Origin of the sequence: Streptomyces sp. WM6378, assembly GCF_001279695.1 — a bacterium.
In the GTDB taxonomy this organism is placed as follows: Bacteria; Actinomycetota; Actinomycetes; order Streptomycetales; family Streptomycetaceae; genus Streptomyces.
Genome location: NZ_LGDD01000288.1, coordinates 76,491 through 98,563, shown reverse-complemented (window position 1 = coordinate 98,563; position 22,073 = coordinate 76,491). Strand labels below are relative to the sequence as shown.

Genomic DNA, 22,073 nt, shown 5'->3' with positions numbered 1-22,073 from the left:
CTCGTACGCACACTGCGGGGCGGGGCGCTCGGAATGAGCACCCGCCCCGCTTCGTGCTGTGTGCGCTCAGCCCTTGAGCGAGCTGAGGTCGACGGCGTAGGTGCCGACGGCCTGCGCGATGACGTCGATGTTGAGGTCGAAGTACTTCTTGTCGATGTTCTTCAACGTGTCGCCCTTGGCGTGGTAGTTGGGGTCGAAGGCCTGGCCCGCCGTGCCGCCCCACTTCTTGGCCTGCTCGGGCGTCTTGATCTCCTCGGCGCCGGTGTAGGTGCCGCCGGCCGGAATGCCGACCTCGATGAAGGGGCCGTAGTCGGAGCGGCCGTCGAAGTCGTAGCCCTCGTGCTGGACGTGCCGCTTGTCGAGGTAGTTGTTGATCAGGCCCTCGATCTGCGCCGATCCCGCGGGGCCCGGGCCCGCGCCCTTCTTGTCGGAGTCGTCGCCGTCGTAGACGAGCTGGGCGGCGTTGGGCGAGGCGATCATGTCGAAGTTCAGGTAGAGCTTGATCTGCTTCTTCTGCTGCTCGGTGAGGTTCTTGACGTAGTGCTCCGAGCCGAGCAGGCCGAGCTCCTCGCCGGACCACCAGGCGAACCGCACCTTGTTGGGGAGCTGCTTGGGGTGCTTGCGGGTCTGCTTGGTCTCCTTGGCGAGCTTGAGGGCCACTTCGAGCAGGCCCGCCGAGCCGGAGCCGTTGTCGTTGATGCCGGGGCCCTCGGGGACCGAGTCGAGGTGGCTGCCGAGCGCGACCACGCTGTCCGGGCTGCCGGTGCGGGTCTCGGCGATCACGTTGCGGGTCTTCTTGGCGACGGCCTCGGTGGCCACGTCCAGGGTGACCTCGACCGGGCCCTTGGCGAGCTGCCCGGCGAGCGCCTCGCCGTCGGCGAGGGAGATCCCGGCGGCCGGGATGTGCGCGTTCTGTGGCTCCCCGACCGTGCCGTGCACGGCGTCGGTCCCGGAGTGGTTGTAGACGATGACGCCGGCCGCGCCCGCCTTGGCGGCGACGGCCTCCTTCTCCTGGAAGGTGCAGCTGCCGCGCTTCACCAGCGCGATCTTTCCGGTGAAGGTGCCGGAGGCGTAGTCGTCGAGCGAGCAGCCCGGGGTGTCGTCGACGCGGGCCGACTTCACCTCGGCGGTGAGCCCGCCGGCCGGGGTCGACTTGCTGAACAGGTAGGCGGCGGCGGTCAGTTGACGCCCGCCCACCGTCAGCTTCTGCCGCAGCGTCTTCGACTCGTAGAAGGTGAAGTCCTGGTACGAGACGTCGTACCCGGCCTGCTCCAGCTGCCCGTACACATAGGCGGCCGAGGCGTCGTAGCCGGGGGTGCCGGCCGCCCGGTTGCCGCCGTTGGCGTCGGCGATCTTCTGGAAGGCCTCCAGATGGCGGTAGGCGCTCTCCCCCGACGCCTCCTTGACCAGCTTCTTCGCGAGGTGCTGGTCGTGTCCCCCGCGGGCGACGGCGGGCGTCGCCAGGGACAGGATCACCGGGGCGGCGGCGAGGGCGGCTATGGCCCGGGTGCTGCGGGATACGGGCACGGGAAATCCTCCGGAATGCGGTGCGGTGTCGCCGATGATCGACCGGCTTGCCAGGACCGTAGCCAGCAAAAACGGCTCCGCGGGGCATTTCGGGGCGGATGCAACACGGATGCCATGGACTTGTCACAAGTGGGCAGGCGTCCCACACCCCGGACAATGGATTGGACAAGTCCGCCGGGATCCGACGCATCATGGATGGGCCGGAGCCGTACAGGAGCACGTGAAGCACGTGAGCACCAAGGGAGTCACCGTGAGGGTCGGAATCGTCGGAGCCACCGGGCAGGTCGGATCGGTCATGCGCAAGATCCTCGTCGAGCGGGCCTTCCCGGTCGACGAGCTGCGCCTGTTCGCCTCCGCGCGCTCCGCGGGCACCGTCCTGGACGGCGTGACGGTCGAGGACGCGTCCACCGCCGACTACACGGGCCTGGACATCGTGCTGTTCTCGGCGGGCGGCGCCACCTCGCGCGCGCTGGCCGAGAAGGTCGCATCGCAGGGCCCCGTCGTGATCGACAACTCCTCCGCCTGGCGCGGCGACCCCGACGTCCCGCTCGTGGTCTCCGAGGTCAACCCGGACGCGATCGCGAACCGCCCCAAGGGCATCATCGCCAACCCGAACTGCACGACGATGGCCGCGATGCCGGTCCTGCGCCCCCTGCACGACGAGGCCGGGCTCACCGCGATGGTCGCCACCACCTACCAGGCCGTCTCCGGCTCCGGCCTCGCGGGCGTGGCCGAGCTGCACACCCAGGCCTGCAAGGTCGCCGAGGCGGCCGACCAGCTGACCTTCGACGGCGACGCGGTCGAGTTCCCCGAGCCCGGCGTCTACAAGCGCCCCATCGCCTTCAACGTGCTCCCCCTCGCGGGCAGCATCGTCGACGACGGCTCCTTCGAGACCGACGAGGAGCAGAAGCTCCGCAACGAGTCCCGCAAGATCCTGGACATCCCCGGACTCAAGGTCTCCGGCACCTGCGTCCGCGTGCCGGTCTTCTCGGGCCACTCGCTCCAGGTGAACGCCCGCTTCGAGCGCCCGCTCAGCGTGGAGCGCGCGTACGAGCTCCTCAAGGACGCCCCCGGCGTCGAGCTCTCCGAGATCCCGACCCCGCTCCAGGCGGCGGGCAAGGACGCGTCGTACGTGGGCCGCATCCGCAACGACGAGACCGTCGAGAACGGCCTCGCGCTGTTCCTCTCCAACGACAACCTCCGCAAGGGCGCTGCGCTGAACGCGGTCCAGATCGCCGAGCTGGTGGCGGCCGAGCTGAAGGGTTAAGCACCCTTCACGGCCCGCAGTCGGACAGCGGCGCCGTCAGGGCCTCCGCACCTCGAACTGGAAGCAGCCGTACTCGACGGCGCGGACGTGCACCAGGGCGACCTCCGGGTCGGAGAAGGCCTCGTCGAGGGCGGTGTCGAAGGCGGCGGCCGCGTCCTCGGGGAATTCGAGGAGCCGCCCTCCGAGAATGTGCCCGTCGCCGCTGTAGCGCCGCAGGACCCGGATCGCTCCCGGCCGTGTGAAGGGGTACGGGTCGGCACCCGCCGACCCGTCGCACTTCTCGGCGTGGATGAAGACGGGACCCTGCTCGTCATACGCCCCCGGCGCCGCCGACGTGTCCGCGGCCCAGCGCCGCAGCGGGGCGTAGGAGACCAGGGCGACCTTCTCGCCGGGTGCGATGGGGCGCAGGCAGCACCGCAGGGGGGCGCCACCCTCCTCGTCGACGTAGGGAACGCAAGGGCGCCCGGCGTCGTCCGTGTCGCGGAGCTGCTTGAGGACGGCGGGCTCGATGGGACGGGCGGTGTAGATCGTCATGGCACCAGCGTGGTCGCGCGAGGCCCTGTTCACCGGCGGAAAACGGACATCGCGCTGTGCGGACCCTGCGTGCAAGGATGGCCGGAACGTCACGATCTGATGGAACTGAAGCATCTGAAGGAGATGACCGGGTGCCTGGCACGAATCTGACCCGTGAAGAGGCGCAGCGGCGGGCGGCCCTGCTCACCGTTGACTCGTACGAGATCGAGCTCGACCTGAGCGGCGCGCAGGAGGGCGGCACCTACCGGTCCGCGACCACCGTGCGCTTCGACTCCGCGGAAGCCGGGGCGGAGACCTTCATCGACCTGGTCGCGCCGGCCGTGCACGAGGTCGTCCTGAACGGGACCGCGCTGGACGCGGCCGCCGTGTTCCAGGACAGCCGGATCGCGCTGGCCGGGCTCGTAGCGGGCCCGAACGAGCTGAGGGTGGTCGCGGACTGCGCGTACACCAACACCGGCGAGGGCCTGCACCGCTTCGTGGACCCGGTGGACCAACAGGCCTATCTGTACACGCAGTTCGAGGTTCCGGACGCGCGCCGCGTGTTCGCCTCGTTCGAGCAGCCGGACCTGAAGGCGACCTTCCAATTCACCGTGAAGGCGCCGACGGGCTGGACGGTGATCTCCAACTCGCCGACGCCGGAGCCCAAGGGCCCCGATGGGAACGTGTGGGCCTTCGATCCCACCCCGCGCATTTCCTCGTACATCACCGCGCTGATCGTGGGCCCCTACCACTCGGTGCACTCCTCGTACGAGGGCCCGGCCGGGCAGTCCGTGCCGCTGGGCATCTACTGCCGTCCCTCGCTCGCCGAGTTCCTCGACGCGGACGAGATCTTCGCGGTGACCCGGCAGGGCTTCGACTGGTTCCAGGAGAAGTTCGACTACGCCTACCCGTTCGCCAAGTACGACCAGCTCTTCGTGCCGGAGTTCAACGCGGGCGCGATGGAGAACGCGGGCGCGGTCACCATCCGCGACCAGTACGTGTTCCGCTCGAAGGTGACGGACGCCGCGTACGAGGTGCGGGCCGAGACCATCCTGCACGAGCTCGCCCACATGTGGTTCGGCGACCTCGTGACGATGGAGTGGTGGAACGACCTGTGGCTGAACGAGTCGTTCGCCACCTACACCTCGATCGCCTGCCAGGCGTACGCGCCCGGCTCCAAGTGGCCGCACTCCTGGACCACGTTCGCCAACTCGATGAAGACCTGGGCCTACCGCCAGGACCAGCTTCCCTCGACGCACCCGATCATGGCGGACATCCGCGACCTGGACGACGTCCTGGTCAACTTCGACGGCATCACGTACGCCAAGGGCGCCTCGGTCCTGAAGCAGCTCGTGGCGTACGTCGGCATGGACGAGTTCTTCCAGGGCGTGCAGGCGTACTTCAAGGCGCACGCGTTCGGCAACACTCGCCTGTCCGACCTGCTCGGCGCGCTGGAGAAGACGAGCGGGCGCGACCTGAAGACCTGGTCGAAGGCGTGGCTGGAGACGGCGGGCATCAACGTGCTGCGCCCCGAGATCACGACGGACGCATCCGGCGCCATCACGTCCTTCACCGTCCTGCAGGAGGCTCCCGCGCTGCCGGCCGGCGCGAAGGGTGAGCCGACGCTGCGCCCGCACCGCATCGCGATCGGCTTCTACGACCTGGACAGGTCGGGCAAGCTGGTCCGTACGAACCGGTTCGAGCTGGACATCGAGGCCGCCGCCCGCACCGAGGTCGAGCTGCCCGCGGGCACGTCCCGCCCGGCGGTCGTGCTCCTGAACGACGACGACCTGTCGTACGCGAAGGTCCGCCTCGACGAGGAGTCGCTGCGGGTCGTCACCGAGCACCTGGGCGACTTCGCCGAGTCCCTGCCGCGCGCCCTGTGCTGGGCCTCGGCCTGGGACATGACCCGCGACGGCGAGCTCGCGACGCGCGACTACCTGGCGCTGGTCCTGTCGGGCATCGCCAAGGAGTCCGACATCGGTGTGGTGCAGTCCCTGCACCGCCAGGTGAAGCTGGCCATCGACCTGTACGCGGCACCCGAGTGGCGCGACGCGGGCCTGACCCAGTGGACGGACGCGACGCTGGCGCACCTGCGCACCGCCGAGCCGGGCAGCGACCACCAGCTGGCATGGGCCCGCGCCTTCGCGGCGACGGCCCGCACGCCGCAGCAACTCGACCTGCTCCAGGGCCTGTTGGCGGGCGCGGAGACCATCGAGGGCCTCGCCGTGGACACCGAGCTGCGCTGGGCGTTCGTGGAACGGCTCGCGGCGACGGGCGTCTTCGACGAGCCGGAGATCGCGGCGGAGCTGGACCGCGACAAGACGGCCGCGGGCGAGCGCCACGCGGCGACCGCCCGGGCCGCGCGCCCGACGCCGGAGGCGAAGGCCGAGGCGTGGGCGTCGGTGGTGGAGGGCGACACCCTCCCGAACGCGGTGCAGGAGGCGGTGATCGGCGGCTTCGTCCAGACGGACCAGCGCGAACTGCTGGCCCCGTACTCGGCGAAGTTCTTCTCCGCGGTGAAGTCCGTATGGGAGTCCCGCTCGCACGAGATCGCCCAGCAGATCGCGGTGGGCCTGTACCCGTCGCTCCTGGTCTCCCAGGAAACCCTGGACGCGACGGACGCCTGGCTGTCCTCGGCCACCCCGAACGCGTCCCTGCGCCGCCTGATCTCGGAGTCCCGCTCGGGCGTGGAGCGGGCCCTGCGGGCACGAGTGGCTGACGCGGAAGCCGCGTAGCGGGGGGGCGGGGTGGGGGGTCGGTTCCCTGCGGGGCTGCCCCCACCCCGCCCCTTCCCGAAGGCCTCCGGCGGTGGCTGCAACAGGAGAGGCGCTCCCCCCTGGGGGCTCCGCCCCCAAACCCCCGGCGGGGCTACGCCCCGAACCCCGCTCCTCAAACGCCGGAGGGGCTAGGGGTGGGGGCATAGCTGCAGGCCGTGGATGGCTGCTCGCCCAGTTCCCCGCGCCCCTAAACCCGCCTCCGACCGCAGACCGCGCGTGGCTGGTCTCGCCGACTCGGCGGACCCGCACAATGACACACCCCCGCGCAGCAAGCATTTCCAGCCTGCCATGGGGCCCCTTCCCTGGCCCTTAAGGCCTTGGTGGAGCTTGAGGACGAGCGCCCTTAAGGGGCGAACCGGGGTCCGGGACAGGGCCTGAGCAGGGGCTGCGGCAGAGCCTGAAGCGGGGGCCGGGGCAGGGCCTGAGCAGGGGGCCGGGGCCGGAGCCCCCGGAAGGGGTGCAGGGGACGGAGTCCCCGCAGGGGGTCTGGGGCGCAGCCCCAGGGACCCGTCTCTCGCCGCCGGAGGCTTTCGGGAAGGGGCGGGGTGGGGGAAATGAGACCCGCCCGGCGAACGGGCGTCGAACGCGCAGCCGTCCACCGGGCGGAAGAAGAGGTAGGGAGGGACCGGAGGTCAGGCGGTCAACTCCGCGTAGCGGCTGCGGAGTTCGGCCGCCCCCGCCGCTGTCAGGGCACCGTGCAGCCGCATCCGGGCCACCCCGCCGTCCGGGAACGCGTCGAGGCGGACGTGCGTCGCCACCGCCTGCGCCGGAAGGCGGAACCGGTGCAGCGTGTCGGGCTCAAGCCTCGTACGCGGGATGATCTCGAACCACTCCCCCGTCTCGCCGTTGCGCCCGCTCAGCGCGACCCACCCCGCCGAGTTGCCCTTCAGGTACGCCGTGTCGATCTCGACCGCCCTGATCGCCCCCTGTGCGACCAGCCGGAAGCGCACCCAGTCGTTGGTGTCGCGGACGCGGCGACGGCGGTTCTCCCAGCCGTCGTCCATCTTCTGCGACGTCCCCGGCAGGATGATCTGCGTCGGCGAGGAGTAGAACTTGTCCGACGCGTCCTCGTACGAACCGCCGTTGGCGACCGCCACGAGGTCGATCGTGCCCAGCGTGTCGAGCCACTCCGGGTCGGGGACGACCTCGCCGTGCACGCGCAGGCGGGCGACGCCGCCGTCGGGGTGCTGGCAGAGCCGGACGTGGGTGTAACGGCGGCCCGTAGTGATGTCAAAACCGTTTTCGGCGTGGCCGCGCACCGGCGTCGGCGGGACGATCTCGTCCCACTTCACGTCGTCGGCGAGCAGCTGCTCGGGGCTGGGCGAGCCCTCGACCGCTGTGGCCTGTACGGAGATTCGCTGCGGGTAGTTGCCGCGGAAGTGCGCCGTGTCGACGACGATCCCCTTGATCACGCCGGGCGCGCCGAGCCGTACGAGCGCCCAGTCGTGGTCCTCGGGCGCGGGGAAGACGTGGTCGGCGTCCGCGCCGCGACGGCGGCGGGTCTCCCAGCCGTCCATGATCTTGCCCTTGTGCCCGAAGTGCTCCGGGTCGAACACGGCCCGCTCGCGGACGAGCAGGTTCTCGCGCTCGGCGAAGAACTCGTCGTTGGCGGCGATGACTCCGGCGCCGAGCCTGCGGTCCGCGAGGTCGACGAGCTCGGTGAACGCGAAGTCACCGGAGCGGTAGTCGGCGTACGGGTCGCCACCTCCATAGGGGGCGGCGTCGTTGGCGTGCGGGTCCTCGGCGGAGGCGTGGTCGGCGATGTTCTCGGTGGCGGAAGTCATGACCCGACTCTCGCCCGCCCCCACCCTCCACGTCCACCGAAAGTTTTCGCACAGTCTGTTCAGTGGTACTGAACAGACTGAACGGTCCTGGCAGCTTGTTGCCAGCTTCCGGCTGGCTGCCCCGCCCCTGCCAGACTCCCGCCATGACCACGACCTCAGAAATCATCACCGCGGCCGCCGCGGGCACCTGGCGGCTTGGCGACCTGACCGTCAACCGGATCGGCTTCGGCGCGATGCGCCTGCCGCAGCAGGGCGCGGCCCTGCGCGCCGACGCCGCATCGAGCGACCGGAAACGGTCAATCGCCGTACTGCGCAAGGCAGTTGAGCTCGGCGTCAATCACATCGACACCGCCGCGTTCTACTTCTCCCCGCTGCGTTCCGCGAACGAGCTGATCGGCCGGGCCCTCGCCCCGTACGCGGACGATCTCGTCATCACCACCAAGGTCGGGCCCACCCGGGTCCCGTCGGGCGAGTGGGGCGAGCACGCCAGGACGCCCGAGGCACTGCGCGGGCAGGTCGAGGAGAACCTGCGCCAGCTCGGCCGCGACCACTTGGACGTGGTGAACCTGCGCATCACCGGCACCGATTCGATCGCCGAGCGTTTCGGCGCGCTGGCCGAGCTGCGCGAGGCGGGGCTCATCCGCCACCTGGGCCTGTCCAACGTGGGCCCCGCGCACCTCGACGAGGCGCTGGCGATCGCACCCGTCGTGTGCGTGCAGAACCCGTACGGCATCGGCGCGCCCGCGGCGCAGGAGGAGATGCTCCGGCTGTGCGGCGAGCGGGGGATCGCGTTCGTGCCGTTCTACGCGATCGCGGGGGCCGGGCGTGAGACGGGCGCGGGCGGCGCGGAGAGCGAGGCGGTGCTGGCCGTCGCGCGCGAGCGCGGGGTGAGCGCGGCGCGGGTCCGGCTCGCCTGGACGCTGCACCGCGGCCCGCACGTCCTGGCCATCCCCGGCACCGGCGACCCGGCCCACCTCGTCGACAACGTGGCGGCGGGCGGCCTGCGCCTGACCGACGCCGAGCTCGTCCGCCTGGACGCGCCCGCGAAAACCGCTTAACCGGCGGGGCGTACGTTCGCGACGTCCCGCAGCGCGGCCAGCACCCGGGCCAGGGCGGGGCCCTCCTCCGCGCCGCGCCGCACGGCGGCCACGACATGCCGCCGAGGCTGGTCCGCGCTGAGTATCCGCATGACGACGCCCCCGCGTCGGTCGGCCGCGGCCATCCGGGGCACCAGGGCGACGCCCATCCCGGCCTCCACCATGGCCAGGATCGCGGTCCAGCCGGCCGCGCTGTGCGCCTGCTCGGGGACGAATCCGGCCGCCTCGCAGGCCGCCGTGGTGATCTCCGACCAGGGGCCGCTGCCACCGAAGATCCACGGCTCGTGTGCCAGGTCGGCGAGCCTGAGGCCCGGTTCGGCGGCGAGCGGGTGCCCGGCGGGCAGCGCCACGTCGAGCGGGTCGGTGAGCAGCGGAAGCAGCGCGAACTTCGGGTCGCGGGCGCTCGGCGCATGGGCGGCGAGGGAGAGGGCGAGGTCCACGGCCCCGGCCGAGAGCAGCTCGTACGCCTCGGCCGCCTCGGCCTCCCGCACCCGTACCTCCAGGGCAGGATGGCTGCGGCGCAGCTGCTGCACGGCCGGTACGACGAGGGCGGGCACGGCGGTCGAGAACGCCCCGATCCGCACCTCGCCCGCCTCGCCCTGGAGGTAGCCCGTCAACTCGGCGTCCGCGCGCTCCAGTTGGGCGAAGACGGCCTCGGCGTGGCGCAGCACGAGATGGGCGGCGTCGGTGAGGCGGACCCGGCGGCCGTGCGCTTCGAGCAGCGTCACACCGAGCTGTTTGGCGAGGTTGGACAGCTGCTGCGAGACCGCCGAGGGCGTCATCATGAGCACCTCGGCGGTCGCGGTCACGGTGCCCTGCTCGCGCAGGGTCCGCAGGATGTGCAGCTTCTTGATGTCCCACTCGCTCATGGGACGCAACATACCGGCGCCTCCCCTGGGCGGTTCACCTGCGGGATCCGAGGACGACCCCGCCGAGGATGAGCGCCATGCAGACCAGCTGCGCCGGGCTCATCGCCTCGCCGAGCAGCGGGTAGGAGAGCAGGGCCACGCAGACCGGCTGGAGGTAGTAGACGACTCCGGCGCGGGCGGCGCCGATCAGCGCGATCGCCTTGTTCCAGGCGAAGAAGGCGACGGCGGAGGAGAGCACGCCGACGTAGAGGAGCGGGCCGACGGTGCCGGGCGTCGCGGCGAAGCCGCCCTGGACCGCGAGGCTGACCCCGTACACCGGGGCCAGCATGAGCGCCCCGAGCACGAAGGTGGTGAACAGGAAGGCGAGCGGACCGAGTTCGGCCGGGCGGCGCTTGAGGAGCACGCTGTACGAGGCGAAGCTGAGGGCGGCCGCGACCATCCACAGGTCGCCGGGCGCGAGGTCGAGATCGAGCGAGCCCTTGCTGACCAGGAGCAGCACTCCGGCCACGGCGACGAGCAGTCCGATGGTGCGCCGGGCACCGAGCCGGCCGCCGGTGAGGCGCTCGTGGACGGCCATCAGGACCGGGGAGGCGGCCATGATCATGCCCATGTTGCCGGCCGAGGTGGAGGTTCCGGCCTGGTTGACGAGGGTGTTGTACACGGTGATGCCGAGCAGCGAGGCGACCGTCAGGTATCCCAAGTGGCGCCGGATCAGGTCCCGTTGGCGCCAGGCCTCCCGGACGGCGAAGGGGGCGACCGCCACGATGGCGATCAGCCAGCGCCAGAACGCGGCCTGGATGGGCGGCACCGAGTCGTGCAGGGCCCGGGAGGCGACGAAGCTCCCGGACCAGACGACCGTCGCCACGGCCGCGAAGACGAGCCCGAGCCCGTAGGCCCCGCCCACCCTCGTGGCCGCGGTGGCGCGCGGCGTGCTGCGGACTCGGTCCAGGACGGTCACGATGACTCCGTTTCGGTGCGTGGGGTTTGCCGGCGCCTGGTGTGGCGCTTGATGTGCCCCTACCGTCGCATCGAGCGACTTGTCACGTCCATCGAAAGTTTTAGTGACTTATCTTCAGCAGAGCTGAAAGATCGAGCGGAAGGGTCCGCCGCCTCGGCGGGCTTCTTCGGGGCTGCCTGGCCGGCCAGGGTGGCGCCGAAGGCGATGGCCATCCCGAGGAGCTGCACGGGGGCGAGGGCCTGGCCGAGTGCCGCCCAGCCGATGACGGCGGCGGTGAGCGGGGAGAGCGGGCCGAGGAAGGTGACGGAGGTCGCGGTCATGCGGCCGATGCCGCGGAACCAGAGCCAGTACGCGACGGCGGTGTTCACCAGGGCGAGGTAGACGTATCCGGCGAGGTTGCGCCCGTCGAGCGCGGGCGGGGCGCCCTCGACGAAGAAGGCGACCGGCGCGATGAGGAGCCCGCCCGCGGCGAGCTGCCACCCGGTCAGAACCAGCGGACCGACGCCCTCCGGCCGCCCCCAGCGCTTGGTGAACACGGTCCCGGCGGACATCGACGCCGAGGAGCCGAGCGCGGCGATCACCCCGATCGCGTCGAAGGCACCGGCCGCCTTGAGGACCACGAGGCTGACCCCGAGGGCTGCGGCGATGCCGGTGAGCAGGCTCCGCAGGGTGGGCTTCTCGCCGAGGAACAGGGCGGCGAGCCCCGCGACCCACAGCGGCCCGACCGACCCGATCACGGCCGCCATGCCGCCGGGCAGCCGGTACGCGGAGAGGAAGAGCAGCGGGAAGAACGCCCCGATGTTGAGCGCCCCGAGCACGACGGCCTTCCACCACCAGTCACCTCTGGGCAGCCGTCTGGTGAGCGCTATGAGGGCGAGCCCGGCGGGCAGGGCCCGCATCATGCCGGTGAACAACGGGCGGTCCGCGGGCAGGAATTGGGTGGTGACGAAGTAGGTGGAGCCCCAGGAGACGGGGGCGAGGGCGGTGAGGCCCACGGTGACGAGTCGGTTCTGGTTCATGTGACTTCTGACTTCCCTGTCGGTTCTGGAGCGCCCTTCAGGCGCGATACGGGGTCTGGGGCGGAGCCCCAGGAGTCCTCTCACCCCCGGAGGGTTTGGGGAAGGGGCGGGGTGGGGAGCGCAACCCGCCCGGCGAGAGCGACCCGTACCGCCCCACCCGGCAGCACCCGCTCAAGCCGCACCACCACCCCCGCCGCCACCAGCGACGTACCGACCAGCACGGCCCACGGCAGCCGCCCGTCGACCGACATCAGCGCGGTGAAGAGCGACGGCGCGAGCGCCGCGGAGAGCGACCAGGACAGCTGGTACGCCGCCAAGTACCGTCCCCGAAGCGCCTCCGGCGCGGCCGCCACCGACAGCGCCCCGGCGGACGGGCTGTGGACGAGCTCGCCCATCGTGTACAGCGCGACGATGAGCAGCAGGGCCCCGCCGAGCACGACCCCCGAGCCGGGCCGGAACGTACCGAGCACGATCTGCGCGGCGAACGCGGCGGCGAAGAGGAGCGAGCCGAGGGCCGAGGAGCGGGTGCGCCGGGCGCCGCGGGAACGGACCCGCGCCGCGACCACGACCCCGCCCGCCGCGCACATCACCGTGTTGAGCGTGAACGCGGTGCCGGTGATGGCCTGGGGCCCGTGCAGCCAGGTGGTGATGTAGAGCGGGAAGAGGACGGAGAGGGCCGAATACCCCAGCGCGTTGAGGAAGTTGGCGGCGGTGAGCCCGAGGAAGGGCCGGTCGGCGAAGACCTGCCGGTAGCCGGCGGACGGCCGGGCCGCGCCCTCGACCGGCGCCCGCCGCTCGGCCCGTACGCCCCGCATGAGCAGGGCCGCGAGCGCGAAGCTGGCCGCGTTGAGCCAGGCCGCCGCGGTGAACCCGGCGTCCCCGGCGAACCCGACGACGAGCGAGGCGAGCAGCGAGCCGGCGCCGAGTCCGCCGTTGCGCAGGGCGCGTGAGGAGGCCTGGAGCCGGTCCCGGTCGGCGCCCTGGGCGACCTCGCCGAGCAGCGACTGCTGTACGGCGGGGAAGGCCCGGTCGCCGAAGGCGGTGGCGAGCGCGACGGCGGCGAACGCGGGGAGGGAGTGGGCGAAGGGGTACAGGAGGAAGCCCGCGCCCCGCACTCCGTACAGCAGGAGCTGCACGCGTCTCGCCCCGTACCGGTCGACGGCGGCCCCGGCGAGCGGCAGCGCGCCCAGCCCGAGCAGCCCCACGACGGTGAGCACGAGTCCGACGGTGGCGAACGGGAGCCCGGTGACGTGGTGGAAGAACACCAGGCTGAACGGCACGTACATCCCGGAGCCGGTCGCGTCGACCGCCATGGCGACGAGCATCCGGCGTTCCCCGGCTATGCGGGGGGTGCGGGTACGGCTGCGGAACGCACGCATGGGGACTCCGGGGTGCTCGGGGTTCGCGGTGATGGATGGTTCGGCGTAGTAGCTCGATGGAAAGTAGCTTACTCGTAAGCTACTTTTCGTCAAGCAACTTTCTTGCGTCCGACTCAATGGCCTCGGATACTGGGTCTCATGACTGCCGCGAAGACGACTCCCCCGGCTCCCCCGACGCCCGCCGAGCCGCTGCCCGAAGCCCCCTCGGACGCGGTGGACGCGATCACCGACCAGTGGGCGGCGGTCCGCCCGGACCTCGAAACGGTCCCGATGGCGGTGTACGGCCGGATCTACCGGATCGCGCGCGCGATGGGCGAGCGGATGGACAAGGAGTACGCGAAGTTCGGCATCGGGCGCGGGGAGTTCGACGTCATCGCCACGCTGCGCCGCTCGGGCGCCCCGTACACGCTGTCGCCGCGGCAGCTTTCGGCGACGCTGATGCTGACGACGGGGGGGATGACGGGGCGGCTCGACAAGCTGGAGAAGGCGGGGCTTCTGCGTCGCAGCCCCGATCCGACGGATCGCAGGGGTCTGCGGGTGACCCTCACGGAGAAGGGGCTGGCCCTGGTGGAGGAGTCGGTGACGGCCGGGCTGGCCGCCCAGACCGAGCTTCTCACTTCCGCGCTGAATGCGGAGGAGGCGGCTCAACTGTCCGCGCTGCTGCGGAAGTTGCTGGCGGCGCACTGAGGCGCGGGGCCGTCCGCAGGGGTCGGGCGGACGGCAAACACCCGCCCGGCTCGCCCGGCCCTCAGAGGGGGCGGAGCGAGCCGGGCGGGAAGATCAGGCCGACAGCCCGGCTACGCCTTCTTCGGCGCCTTCCGGGACTTGTCGAGGACCATGACCAGTCCGGCGATAATCGCGAACAGCGCGATGGGCGCGACCACGAACAGACCGATCGTGTCGATCACGCTCAGGCCGGGCCCCGGGTCGTCACCGTCGTCGCGCGTGAGCGCGAGCGCGGGGGACGACATGAGCAGCATCATCAGCGTCGTTCCGGCTGCTACGGCGCCGGCGCGCAGGGCGTTCTTCTTGTCCACGGTGCAAACGTAGCGAACGCCTAAGAGGGCCGCGCGCCCGGGGGTGCCGTACGGGGACCGACAGCGCTGAACACCCGCATCAGCGCGTGCAGCCGAGGCGAGCCCACGATCGCCTCCAGCGTCAGCGGCTGCCCGTCCGGCCCCGCCACCGGCAGGCGCCAGTTGGGGTACTCGTCCCACGTGCCCGGCAGGTTCTGCGGTCTGCGGTCGCCCACCGCGTCCGGCAGCCATACGCCCACCATCCGGGCCGGGGTGCGCAGCAGGAAGCCGTAGACCGCGCGGATCTCCGCCTCCTCGTCGCCGGGGGCGTCGGGGAGGAGGCCCAGGCGTTCCAGGTAGCCGAGCCACTCGGCCACCTCCGCGCGGGCCGCGTGCTGCTCCTGGGCGAGCGGGGTCGCGAGGAGGCCCAGGCGGTGGCGGAGCTGGACGTGTTCGCCGGTGAGGCGGGCCGCGGTGGACGGCAGGTCGTGGGTGGTGGCGGTGGCAACGCAGCCCGACCGCCAGGATTCGGGGGGCAGGGGACGCCCCGTACCCGTCCAGTCGCGCTCGAACCAAAGGACCGATGTGCCAAGGACACCCCGCTCGGCCAGAGCTTCGCGCACGCCCGGTTCGACCGTGCCCAGGTCCTCCCCTATGACGACCGCGCCCGCGCGGTGCGCCTCCAGGGCGAGGACGGCGAGCATCGCCTCCGCGTCGTAGTGGACGTACGTGCCGTCGGTCGGCGGGTGCCCCTCCGGCACCCACCAGAGGCGGAACAGGCCCATCACGTGGTCGATGCGCAGGGCGCCCGCGTGGCGCAGGAGGCCCTGGAGAAGGCCTCGGTACGGGGCGTAGCCACCGGCGGCGAGGACGTCGGGGCGCCAGGGCGGCAGGCCCCAGTCCTGGCCGCGCGCGTTGAAAGCGTCCGGGGGCGCCCCGATCGACATGCCGGGCGCGTACGCGTCCTGCTGGGCCCAGGCGTCGGCGCCCTCGGGGTGCGCGCCGACCGCGAGGTCGTGGACGAGGCCGACCGGCATGCCCGCCTCGCGGGCGGCGCGCTGGGCGGCGGCGAGCTGGGTGTCGGTGAGCCAGGCGAGCCAGGTGTGGAAGTCGACGCGGTCGATGAGCTCGCGGCGGGCGCGGGCGGTCGCGGCGGATCTCGGGTCGCGCAGCCCCTCGGGCCAGCGCCGCCAGTGCGGCCCGTACCGCTCGGCGAGCGCGCACCAGGTGGCGTGGTCCTCCAGGGCCTGGCCCTGCCCGGCGAGGAAGTCGCAGTAGGCGGCCCGGCGGCCGGGCGCGAGCGGCACCCGGTGCAGGATGTCCAGGGCCTCGCGCTTGAGCTCCCACACGGCGTCCCGGTCGATCAACTCCCCCTTGACCACGACCCGTTGACGCAGCGCGGCCGCGCGCACGGTCAGCCCGTCGAGTGCGGCGCGCTCGGTGGCGTACACGTACTCGGGGATGTCCTCGATGCGCAGGTGTACGGGGTCGGGGAAGCGGCGCGAGGAGGGGCGGTAGGGGGACGGGTCGGCCGGGGCGCCGGGTACGGCCGCGTGCAGCGGGTTGACCTGCACGAATCCGGAGCCGAGCGTGCGGCCCGACCAGCTCGCGAGCTCCGCGAGGTCGCCGAGGTCTCCCATGCCCCAGGAGCGGGTGGAGAGCAGCGAGTAGAGCTGGACGAGGAAGCCGTGGGTCCGGGACGGTGGCTGCGGCACGCCGTCCGGCGCGACGATCAGCGTCGCGGTCGCCGCACGCCCGTCTCGGTGGCGCACCTCCAACTGGTGTACACCCAGCGGGAGTTGATCGGCCGGTGTGCCGATGACCGTCAGCTCGTCGGAGAGGCCCGGGACCGGCCCGCCGCCCCAGCGCACGAGCGTCGGGGGCAGCAGACGCTGCGCCTCGGCGGCTTCGGCGGCGGCCAGGGCCCGGCGCAGCGCGGCCGGGGTCGACGCGTCCACGCCGAGTGCGGCGAGGACGGCGACCACCGTGGCGTCCGGCACCTCGACGGTGACGCCCGCCGACGGGGAGTACGACGTGGCCACGCCGTGCCGGGCGGCGAGCCGGGCCAGGGTCATGGCCTCAGAACCCCGCGGCGGCGGCCACCGGCGTGGGCTCGCTGGTCAGGGGAGCCGTCTCGGCCATGGGGGGTTCGCTGATCAGGGGCTCGGCGTCGGCCATCGGGGGCTCGCTGGTCAGCGGCTGCTCGGGGGCGGGGGCGACCACGGGGGCCTCCAGGTTCGGTGGACGGCAGGGACAGAGGTGCCCTACCCAGCGGGCGGCCCGCCAGACGTACCGCCGCTCACAAGCTCGTACCGCGCGCATCGCACCAGGCATATCAGACAGATCGGCCACTCGCATTGACACCCTCGGCAGACGGGTGGTGGGCTCGTGGCTCACGCAGTGTCAGGTGAGGAGTGGCCCGTGCAGCTCGGTCGCGGGAAGAGGGCGACAGCGCTTGCGATCGCCGTGATCGGCGGCCTGATCGGCGCCGCACCCGGCGCCCTCGCCGCCCCGTCCGGACCCGCCCTCACCGCCTCCGATCCTGCCCTGGACGCGGGCCCACTGCCCGAGGTGTGGCCTCGGCCACAGTCCCTGACGCCCGCCGGGTCGCCGGTCGGTTTCGGCCGCGAGGCGGTGCTGCTCGCGGACCCCGGCGCCGATCCGTACGCCGTGCAGGCCGTGGCGGATCTCCTGAAGGCGGCCGGGGTGCGCACCCTGCACCGCCAACTGCCGGGCAGCGGGCCGGTTTTCAGGCTCGGCGGGCCCGGCGCCGACGACGCGCTGCGGGCGCTGCGGGTGCCCGCGCGGGGCGATCTGCCGGCCGGCGGCTACCGGATCGGGGTCGGCCGGGTCGCCGGGCGGGACACGGTGGCGCTGGACGGGGTGGGCGACGACGGCCTCTTCCACGCCGCGCAGACGCTGCGCCAGTTGCTCGGCAAGGACAGGCACGGCGACGGGCGGATCCCGGGCCTCGCGGTGCGCGACTGGCCGGGCACGGCCGTGCGCGGCACCACCGAGGGCTTCTACGGCCAGTCCTGGACCCTCGAACAGCGCCTGGACCAGCTGGACTTCATGGGCCGCACCAAGCAGAACCGTTACCTGTACGCGCCGGGCGACGACCCGTACCGCCAGGCCCAGTGGCGCGACCCGTACCCCGCCGAGCAGCGCGACGCCTTCCGGGCGCTCGCGGACCGGGCGGCCCGCAACCACGTGACGCTGGCCTGGGCGGTGGCGCCCGGCCAGGAGCTGTGCCTGTCTTCGGACGCCGATGTCGCCAGGCTGAACCGCAAGTTCGACGCGATGTGGGCGCTCGGGGTGCGGGCGTTCCAGCTGCAGTTCCAGGACGTCTCGTACAGCGAGTGGCACTGCGGCGCGGACGCGGAAACGTTCGGCTCGGGGCCCGAGGCCGCGGCCAGGGCGCATGCCCGGGTGGCCAACGCGGTCGCCGCCCATCTGGCTTCGGCCCACCCGGGTTCGCAGCCGCTGTCGCTGATGCCGACGGAGTACTACCAGGACGGCGCCACCAAGTACCGCGGCGCCCTGTCGGCCGCGCTCGCTCCGGGAGTGCAGGTCGCCTGGACCGGGGTCGGGGTCGTGCCGCGCACCATCAGCGGCTCCCAACTCGCGGGCGCCCGCGCCGCGTTGGGCCATCGGCTCGTCACGATGGACAACTACCCGGTCAACGACTACGCGCCGGGCCGGATCTTCCTCGGCCCCTACACCGGCCGCGAGCCGGGTGTCGCGACGGGCTCGGCGGCGCTGCTCGCCAACGCGATGGAGCAGCCCGCCGCGTCCCGCATCCCGCTGTTCACGGCCGCCGACTTCGCGTGGAACCCGCAGGGCTACCAGCCGCAGGAGTCCTGGCGGGCCGCCGTCGACGACCTGGCGGGCGGCGATCCGTCGGTCCGCGAGGCGCTGACGGCGCTCGCCGGCAACGACTCCTCCTCCGTGCTCGGCGGCCCCGAGTCGGCGTACCTGCGCCCGCTCATGGACGCGTTCTGGACCGCGCGTACGGGCCCGGACGCGGTGGCGCGCGACCGGGCGGCCAAGGAGCTGCGCGCCGCGTTCACGGTGATGCGGCAGGCCCCGCAGCGCCTCGCGGACTCGGCGGTGGGCGGTGAACTGGGGCCCTGGCTCGACCAGTTGGCGCGCTACGGGCAGGCCGGTGAGCTCGCCGTCGATCTGCTGCAGGCCCAGTCGGCCGGGGACGGCGAGGCGGCCTGGCGGGCCTCGCTGGCCCTGGCTCCGGTGCGCGAGGCGGCCGCTCGGGCCCCGGTCACCGTCGGCAAGGGCGTCCTGGGCGCGTTCCTGGACCGGGCGGTGCGGGAGGCCGACGCCTGGACGGGCGCGGACCATCCGGCGGCCAACGTCACCGAGGCGCCGGACGCCTACACGGTCGGGCTCGGCGGCGGCCGCCCGGTCCAGGCGCTGACCGTGCTGGCGAAGCCGGGCACCACCGGCGAGGTCCAGGCGCACATCCCGGGCGACGAGTGGCGCACCCTGGGCCCGCTCGACGCGTCCGGGTGGACCCAGATCGCCGCGAACGGCGTGCGGGCCGATGCGGTGCGGGTGTCCGGCGGCTCGTCGGGGGTGGATCGCCTGGTGCCCTGGTACGCGGACCAGCCGCGGGCCCACCTGGCCCTGGACCAGGCCTCGACGGACGCCGAGATCGGCGGGGCCGCGCGGCGCGTCACGGCCTCGGTGGCGGCGATGGGGCCCGATGACGTGAGCGGCGCGCTGACCGCGAAGCCCCCGCGGGGCATCACGGTGCGGCTCCCCCGGGACACGACGGTGGCCCGCGGCACGAGCGCCGACGTGCCGGTCGAGGTGAGCGTCGCGAAGGGCACGCCGGCGGGCGCGTACGAGGTGCCGCTGTCCTTCGCGGGCCGGCGGACCACGCTGACCGTGCGGGCCTATCCGCGTACCGGCGGCCCCGACCTGATCGCGGGCGCCAAGGCGACCTCTTCCGGCGACGCGGACCCGTCCTTCCCGGCCCGCGCGGCGGCCGACGGCGACCCGGCGACCCGCTGGACCTCGCTCCCCGACGACGCCGCCTGGTGGCAGGCCGAGCTCGCCGGGCCCGCCCGGGTCGGCCTGGTGGCGCTCCAGTGGCAGGGCGCCGGTGCCGCGCGGTACGAGGTGCAGGTGTCGTCGGACGGGCGTAGCTGGCGTACGGCCGCGGCCGTAGGCGAGGGGAAGGGTGGGCGTGAGGTCGTCCACCTGGACGCGAAGGACGCCCGCTTCATCCGGGTCCAGGGGATTCAGCGGGCGTCGGAGTCCGGCTATTCACTGTGGTCGGTCGAGGCGTACGCCGTCACAGCCGGTTCATAGCCGGGTGGACGACAGGGCCCGGATCGCGTCAGGCGGAGATGCCGTCGATCCGGGCCAGGGCGTCGTCCGCGCCGAAGGGTTGGAGGTAGGGCAGCCAGCGCGGGTCGCGGTGCCCCGTGCCGATGATCCGCCAGGCGAGGCCGGTGGGCGGGGCGGGCTGGTGGCGAAGGCGCCAGCCGAGCTCCATGAGGTGGCGGTCCGCCTTGACGTGGTTGCAGCGCCGGCAGGCGGCGACCACGTTCTCCCAGGCGTGCTGGCCGCCGCGGCTGCGCGGGATGACGTGGTCGACGCTGGTTGCGACGCCACCGCAGTACATGCAGCGGCCGCCGTCCCGGGCGAACAGGGCACGGCGGGTCAGCGGAACGGGCCCCCGGTAGGGGACCCGTACGAATCTCTTGAGCCGCACGACGCTGGGCGCCGCGACGGCACGGGTCGCGCTATGCATGAAGGCGCCGGACTCCTCAAGGCTGACAGCCTTGTTTTCGAGGACGAGGACGAGCGCGCGGCGGAGCGGTACGACGCCGAGGGGCTCGTACGACGCATTGAGGACCAGGACATGCGGCACGGGTGCCTCCTATTACGCCGGCGGCGCGTGGCTCGCGCCGGGACGATCTGCTCTCCAGTCTCTCCTCATGGCTGGTCGAAGCGCCACCACGTCCAGGTAACGGGCCCGAAGTGTTTTCGACCACACCCCCTACTTTCCCAGGCGCGGCGCCCCTCTCCCTCGAACACGTCAACGGAGCACAGCTCTTGCCCCGTTAGTGTGGTGGGTCTGCCGCCGCTTCGGCCGGCACCGCAACGCTGGAGGTTCCTGCCGTGAACTGGTCCGCCGTCCTGGCCGACGGATCGCCGCCGCCCACACCCGCGACGCTCCAAGACGCCCAGAAGTCGGCCACCGAGGCCGCGGGCTGGGTGGAGCAGAACTGGTCGACGTGGCTGTACGTCGGATTCCGCATCCTCCTGATCATCGTCATCGCCTCGGTCCTGAGAGTCCTGGTCCGGCGGGCCCTGACCAAGCTCATAGAGCGGATGAACCGCAGCGCCCAGGCGGTGGAGGGCACCGCGCTCGGTGGACTGCTCGTGAACGCGGAGCGGCGCCGCCAGCGCTCGGAGGCCATCGGCTCGGTGCTGCGCTCGGTGGCGTCGTTCCTGATCATGGGCACGGCCGCCCTGATGGTGCTCGGCGTCCTGAACATCGACCTGGCCCCGCTGCTCGCCTCGGCGGGTGTGGCGGGCGTGGCGATCGGTTTCGGCGCCCGCAACCTGGTCACGGACTTCCTGTCCGGCGTGTTCATGATCCTGGAGGACCAGTACGGCGTCGGCGACTCCATCGACGCGGGCGTCGCCTCGGGCGAGGTGATCGAGGTCGGCCTGCGCGTGACGAAGCTGAGGGGCGCGGACGGCGAGATCTGGTACGTCCGCAACGGCGAGATCAAGCGCATCGGCAACCTGTCCCAGGGCTGGGCGACGGCCGGGGTGGACGTCCGCGTCCGTGCGTCCGAGGACCTGGAGCGGCTGCGTACGGTGATCAACGAGGCGACCGAGTCCATGGCGAAGGACGAGCCGTGGAACGAGCGCCTGTGGGGTCCGGTGGAGATCCTGGGCCTCGACGAGGTACTGATCGACTCCATGGTGGTCCGCGTCTCGGCGAAGACCATGCCGGGCAAGGCGCTGAGCGTGGAGCGGGAGCTGCGCTGGCGGATCAAGGTGGCCCTGGACGCGGCGGGCATCCGCATCGTGGGCGGCCTGCCGCTGGCGGAGGAGCCGCCCGCCACGGACCCGTCGGCAGCAGTGGCCGCCCCGTCGGCCCTGGCCAACCCGACGTCCCCGCAGTCGCTGGCGACTACGCCGATCCCTAACCCGAACCCGAATCTGGCGAAGTAGGGGGCGCGGGGGCGGGGCGCTGCTCACGCAGTTCCCCGCGCCCCCTAACCCCGTTTTCGGCCTCGGACCGTGCGAGCTGGTCGCGCCCGCGCGGCGGAGCCGCACAATGTCACAGCCAGCCCGTCATGGGGGTCCCCCCTGGCCCTTGAGGCCTTGGGGGAGTTTGAGGACGAGCGCCCTTCAGGCGCGAACGGGGTCTGGGGCGGAGCCCCAGGAACCGGCCGAGCTCATCAGGGCTGCACGCCCAGTGCTACTCAGCCACCCGCGACCTCACGATGCGCAGCGCGTACGATCTCGCCCGCTTCCAGAATGGCGGCCGCACGCACATCCGGGTCCGGGCTGTCCACGGCACGCTCCGCCGCGTGCAGGCGCTGGGCCCGCTCCGGATACCGCTCGATCTCCACGACGACGCCCCACCGCTGGTAGAACATCCGGATCAGTACGACGCTGTCCTCGTCTCCGGCCCGTACGAACGCCTGCTGAAGCTCTTCGAAGAATTCGGGCAGCCGAGACGCCGCGACGGTGGCGACGGCCTGTCGGAGAGCGGGCAGAGTGAGTGCCGACGGCAGCCCGCAAAGCTGACCCCGGCCGAGCAACCCACCCCGCCCAGCAGGTAACGCTTTGGCAGCCGCCAGCGCCCCGGCCATTG

At 72.5% G+C, this 22,073-nt stretch carries 18 protein-coding genes; 6 read left to right on the top strand and 12 right to left on the bottom strand.

Annotated features, from left to right (window positions below; all coding sequences use genetic code 11):
- Positions 1-66 precede the first annotated feature (66 nt).
- Positions 67-1,527, bottom strand: a complete 1,461-nt coding sequence (locus tag ADK54_RS22000; protein ID WP_053727383.1) for a M28 family metallopeptidase — start codon at positions 1,525-1,527, stop codon at positions 67-69.
- A gap of 250 nt (positions 1,528-1,777) precedes the next feature.
- Between ADK54_RS22000 and ADK54_RS21995 the strand changes: the two genes are divergently transcribed.
- Positions 1,778-2,794, top strand: a complete 1,017-nt coding sequence (locus ADK54_RS21995; protein WP_053727434.1) for an aspartate-semialdehyde dehydrogenase — start codon at positions 1,778-1,780, stop codon at positions 2,792-2,794.
- A 36-nt stretch (positions 2,795-2,830) separates the two neighbouring features.
- Here ADK54_RS21995 and ADK54_RS21990 read toward each other — a convergent pair whose 3' ends face one another.
- Positions 2,831-3,328: a DUF1203 domain-containing protein gene (locus ADK54_RS21990; RefSeq protein WP_053727382.1), complete on the bottom strand. Its 498-nt coding sequence runs from the start codon at positions 3,326-3,328 to the stop codon at positions 2,831-2,833.
- A gap of 131 nt (positions 3,329-3,459) precedes the next feature.
- Between ADK54_RS21990 and pepN the strand changes: the two genes are divergently transcribed.
- Entirely contained in the window at positions 3,460-6,045 is a 2,586-nt protein-coding gene (gene pepN / locus ADK54_RS21985; protein ID WP_053727381.1) for an aminopeptidase N, read from the top strand.
- Positions 6,046-6,719: 674 nt separating this feature from the next.
- Here the strand turns inward: pepN and alc are convergent.
- Positions 6,720-7,871: an allantoicase gene (gene alc / locus ADK54_RS21980; protein WP_053727380.1), complete on the bottom strand. Its 1,152-nt coding sequence runs from the start codon at positions 7,869-7,871 to the stop codon at positions 6,720-6,722.
- A 143-nt stretch (positions 7,872-8,014) separates the two neighbouring features.
- On the opposite strand from alc, the gene ADK54_RS21975 reads away from it, so the two are divergent.
- On the top strand, positions 8,015-8,929 hold the full coding sequence (locus ADK54_RS21975) for an aldo/keto reductase (protein WP_053727379.1): 915 nt from the start codon (positions 8,015-8,017) through the stop codon (positions 8,927-8,929).
- Here ADK54_RS21975 and ADK54_RS21970 read toward each other — a convergent pair.
- The 4 genes from ADK54_RS21970 to ADK54_RS21955 form a co-directional block, all read right to left on the bottom strand.
- Positions 8,926-9,837: a LysR substrate-binding domain-containing protein gene (locus ADK54_RS21970; RefSeq protein WP_053727378.1), complete on the bottom strand. Its 912-nt coding sequence runs from the start codon at positions 9,835-9,837 to the stop codon at positions 8,926-8,928. The genes ADK54_RS21975 and ADK54_RS21970 overlap by 4 nt on opposite strands.
- Before the next feature lie 34 nt (positions 9,838-9,871).
- Positions 9,872-10,795, bottom strand: coding sequence for an EamA family transporter (locus tag ADK54_RS21965; RefSeq protein ID WP_078966531.1), 924 nt, complete (start codon positions 10,793-10,795; stop codon positions 9,872-9,874).
- Between the two features lie 59 nt (positions 10,796-10,854).
- Positions 10,855-11,814 carry an EamA family transporter gene (locus tag ADK54_RS21960; protein WP_053727377.1) on the bottom strand — a complete coding sequence of 320 codons (960 nt, stop codon included), beginning with the start codon at positions 11,812-11,814 and terminating at the stop codon, positions 10,855-10,857.
- An 80-nt stretch (positions 11,815-11,894) separates the two neighbouring features.
- Positions 11,895-13,193 (bottom strand): MFS transporter, encoded by a 1,299-nt coding sequence (locus ADK54_RS21955; protein WP_053727376.1) that lies wholly within the window; start codon positions 13,191-13,193, stop codon positions 11,895-11,897.
- Between the two features lie 138 nt (positions 13,194-13,331).
- Here ADK54_RS21955 and ADK54_RS21950 point away from each other — a divergent pair, with 138 nt between their 5' ends.
- Positions 13,332-13,880, top strand: coding sequence for a MarR family winged helix-turn-helix transcriptional regulator (locus tag ADK54_RS21950; RefSeq protein WP_078966530.1), 549 nt, complete (start codon positions 13,332-13,334; stop codon positions 13,878-13,880).
- Positions 13,881-13,990: 110 nt separating this feature from the next.
- Here ADK54_RS21950 and ADK54_RS21945 read toward each other — a convergent pair whose 3' ends face one another.
- From ADK54_RS21945 to ADK54_RS46150, 3 genes are read right to left on the bottom strand one after another with little or no spacing between them, the layout of a single operon-like run.
- Positions 13,991-14,230, bottom strand: coding sequence for a hypothetical protein (locus ADK54_RS21945; RefSeq protein WP_078966529.1), 240 nt, complete (start codon positions 14,228-14,230; stop codon positions 13,991-13,993).
- A gap of 20 nt (positions 14,231-14,250) precedes the next feature.
- Positions 14,251-16,284, bottom strand: coding sequence for a 4-alpha-glucanotransferase (gene malQ / locus ADK54_RS21940; protein ID WP_053727375.1), 2,034 nt, complete (start codon positions 16,282-16,284; stop codon positions 14,251-14,253).
- A gap of 4 nt (positions 16,285-16,288) precedes the next feature.
- A complete protein-coding gene (locus tag ADK54_RS46150) occupies positions 16,289-16,432 on the bottom strand; it encodes a hypothetical protein (RefSeq protein WP_159047870.1) in 144 nt (47 codons plus the stop codon).
- A 198-nt stretch (positions 16,433-16,630) separates the two neighbouring features.
- On the opposite strand from ADK54_RS46150, the gene ADK54_RS21930 reads away from it, so the two are divergent.
- Positions 16,631-19,540, top strand: coding sequence for a beta-N-acetylglucosaminidase domain-containing protein (locus ADK54_RS21930; RefSeq protein ID WP_053727373.1), 2,910 nt, complete (start codon positions 16,631-16,633; stop codon positions 19,538-19,540).
- Between the two features lie 28 nt (positions 19,541-19,568).
- Here ADK54_RS21930 and ADK54_RS21925 read toward each other — a convergent pair whose 3' ends face one another.
- On the bottom strand, positions 19,569-20,105 hold the full coding sequence (locus ADK54_RS21925; RefSeq protein WP_053727372.1) for an HNH endonuclease: 537 nt from the start codon (positions 20,103-20,105) through the stop codon (positions 19,569-19,571).
- 251 nt (positions 20,106-20,356) lie between these two features.
- Here ADK54_RS21925 and ADK54_RS21920 point away from each other — a divergent pair, with 251 nt between their 5' ends.
- The gene (locus tag ADK54_RS21920) at positions 20,357-21,424 is read left to right on the top strand and encodes a mechanosensitive ion channel family protein (RefSeq protein ID WP_053727371.1); all 1,068 of its coding nucleotides are present in this window, start codon (positions 20,357-20,359) and stop codon (positions 21,422-21,424) included.
- A gap of 254 nt (positions 21,425-21,678) precedes the next feature.
- Here ADK54_RS21920 and ADK54_RS21915 read toward each other — a convergent pair whose 3' ends face one another.
- Positions 21,679-22,020 (bottom strand): hypothetical protein, encoded by a 342-nt coding sequence (locus tag ADK54_RS21915; protein ID WP_159047869.1) that lies wholly within the window; start codon positions 22,018-22,020, stop codon positions 21,679-21,681.
- Positions 22,021-22,073 lie beyond the last annotated feature (53 nt).